This is a genomic window from Salipiger sp. 1_MG-2023 (assembly GCF_030547555.1).
Classification (GTDB): Bacteria; Pseudomonadota; Alphaproteobacteria; order Rhodobacterales; family Rhodobacteraceae; genus Salipiger.
In genome coordinates, this window is sequence record NZ_JAUOQN010000134.1 from 1 (window position 1) to 2,698 (window position 2,698).

The 2,698-nt window shown below is 63.2% G+C and carries 1 protein-coding gene and 2 pseudogenes; all 3 read right to left on the minus strand.

Annotated features, from left to right (window positions below; genetic code table 11):
- Nucleotides 1–27 precede the first annotated feature (27 nt).
- A pseudogene (locus Q4543_RS24080) lies at nucleotides 28–1,190 on the minus strand (transposase).
- Nucleotides 1,191–1,372: 182 nt separating this feature from the next.
- The gene (locus Q4543_RS24085; protein WP_303442635.1) at nucleotides 1,373–1,627 is read right to left on the minus strand and encodes a hypothetical protein; all 255 of its coding nucleotides are present in this window, start codon (nucleotides 1,625–1,627) and stop codon (nucleotides 1,373–1,375) included.
- A gap of 331 nt (nucleotides 1,628–1,958) precedes the next feature.
- Nucleotides 1,959–2,513 (minus strand): annotated as a pseudogene (locus Q4543_RS24090) (DUF1403 family protein); the annotation flags it as partial.
- Nucleotides 2,514–2,698 lie beyond the last annotated feature (185 nt).

Here is a 2,698-nt window from a genome sequence, read left to right on the forward strand (position 1 = left end):
CAAGACAGATGCTTTCCCCGGACGGAGTTATCCTACGGCCTCTGTGACGGGTATGCCAAGAGCGGTGTAGCGGTTCATGACCGCCGCACGGATCTGAACTTCGGCAACCTGGCGGTCGAAGTCGCGGGACATCAGCCTCTGTCCAGGCACCTTCACGCAGGTCATTTTCGTCTCCACCCTGCTACGTCGCTGGTCGCCGCTCCAGTTCCGCCACAGCGCCCGACCAAGATGCTTTGACGTCCGCAGGATCTCGTTGCGTGCTCGGGCTCCTGCCGTGTCCGGCCTCCGGGGCCTCGCGTTGCGGCGGGGCGGAATGATCGCTGCCGCACCGCGGTCGGCGACGGCATCGTGGCAGGCGCGCGTGTCGCAGGCACCGTCTGCTGTAACAATGGCGATCTCCTGATCCGGGGGCAGCTGGGCAAGCAGCTCTGGCAGCATCGGCGCATCCACTGCCCGTCAGGCGCATGCGCAGCATGCTGCCGAGAGGGGCCGACATTGCTGGAGGTGACCTCCCCTCTCGGCAGATTTGCCATGTAAATCGCCTGCCGGGCGGTGGACCGCCCGAACTCCAGTGTTTCCTCATCGTCGCCGAGGGGGATCTTGCGCCAGACCCTTCGTTCCGAGCCGCCCATTGCCCGACAGCACATGCTTGCATGTGTGAGAGGGATGCTTACGCGTGTGCCACTTACGACCCGGCAATGGTTTACTTGCAAACCATGAGAGGGCGCCTTCGCCTCTCACCTTGATGCCGGTGCTGTCAACTGCCCGGCAGGGCATCACGTAGTGATGTCCCGAGAGGGGACGAGCAGATGCAGCGGCCCCTTGGAACCGCGATACGGGATCATCACGTTCAAGGTCTTCTGGCCCTTCTTGGCAGCATCTTACAGATACGCCTGCCAGGCAGTGGACGTGACAGAGTGCTGAAGTCCGGCACTGACCAGCCGAGCCCGGACAGTTCGAGCAGGCTCGCCACGAAACCGGTCGCTTGGCGGAGCGGTAGCCCGAGGAGAGCCTTGAGGGTGAGGCGCAGCGTCACTATAGGCCTGCTGACGGCCGCGACGCCCCGACGGAATGGCTTCCTACCGCATCGAGGGGTCGAACCAAGCGGTCAGTGATCCGCGCTCCCTCAGCGCCTGGTTGTAGCTGTGCCAGTTGGTGGTCTTGCAAGTCGTCTTCGGAGGTCTGCTCATACCCTCCGGCTACTACATTGGATTCACGAGGTGAATCCCTCATCCTTCGTGCAACAACGCCAGACGGCGCCGCCCATGGCGGAGAGTGCCGCGATGTGACAGCGCAGGACAGACTGCAGGTTCTGGCTGGCAACAAAGCGGCCCCAAAGCCAGCGGCTATGGCCAAGCACCATCGAGACAAGCTAAACCTTGCGGACAACGCCGGGGTCATCGGTGAACTCCACAGTGAACTCGGCAAAATCGACCTGGGCCTGTTTGCGAGGCGGGGTTTCGAACCGCCGCTCAAATTGGGTTTGTTTGGCCGGGCGAACCTCTCGCAGGAAGTCGGTCACCAGGGTGTAGCCGCCCTCATAGCCCAGTTCCCGGATTTCGCGCAGCAGGCGGGCGCCGCTCATATCGGGGAAGGCCTGAACGCGCGCCTGGAGGGTAGCGCTCAAAGGGTTCGTTGATCCGGTCCCGCGGTGCCCGCAGGCCGTAGACCTGCGCTTCGAGGCCGCGTTCTAGGTGCTTGCGCACCGTCTTGCGGTCACAGCCAACTTTCCGCACGATCGCTGAAATGCTGAGACCCTGTTTCTTCAGATCATGGATCGAAACGATCTCCCTCAGTCCCTTCACCTGCCTGCCCCTGTCGCTCTCTATTTGGAGCATCAGGCCTGTGTCCCGCCGCAGCGCCAATTCCGAATATTTGAGGTTCGGAATTGGCCCTGCCGTTCATGTCTGGGGATTTTTCAAACGGCGGTTTTGGGGAGATTACGTCCGGCGATTACAATCGTCACCCTGCCGACGTAGATCAGCGCGTTTCAGGCCTGTGGCCAGCAGCGGGACCAGATGAAGCCAGCCAGGGGCCTGCGCGAGAGCGGCATCGGCAAGCACCAACGCCGTCGCATTCGCGCGCAGGGCATCGGGCAGCACCCTTTCCAGGTCCATCGCCGCACGGGTCACCGGCGTCCCGCGTCGCGCCAGGTGGCGATCTGACCCGGCTCAGCGCCCGGCAGAGCACGGGCGAGAGCCTTGACCGACACCCGCCGTTCCACCGCGCGACGCCATTCCAGGCAGGTTCGGGCAGGTCGCCCGGGCGCAGATGGTGGATCTCGTCGCGCAGCTCCACTGCCCGCTCGGGACGCCCGGAAACGCAACGCAAACCGCTGCGGCCCGCAGCGCCAGCCTGTCGCGCAGCAGGGCGTACGGCACCTCCCCGCGCTCCAACACAAGGTGCAGATGGCTCAGCCCCGAGCCCGTCAAAAACGCAAAATATTCAATGGTTTCAGCGCGCGCAGAGGTGACCCCGGAGGTCATCCTGTCTGTCGCACGCCATCCCCGCATCCTGCTGCTGTTCCTCCTCCGGTAGGTCGATCAGACCTTGCGTCGACGCGGTCCAGCCCTCCCGGACCGATCAACACCGACCATAAACGGCGTTTTTTTCCTATATATGCCTCCAAAACCGCCGCATCTTGCGCTTTGCCAATATGTCCCATAAGTTTGCCTTATCAGACATGCGTGGCCGCTTG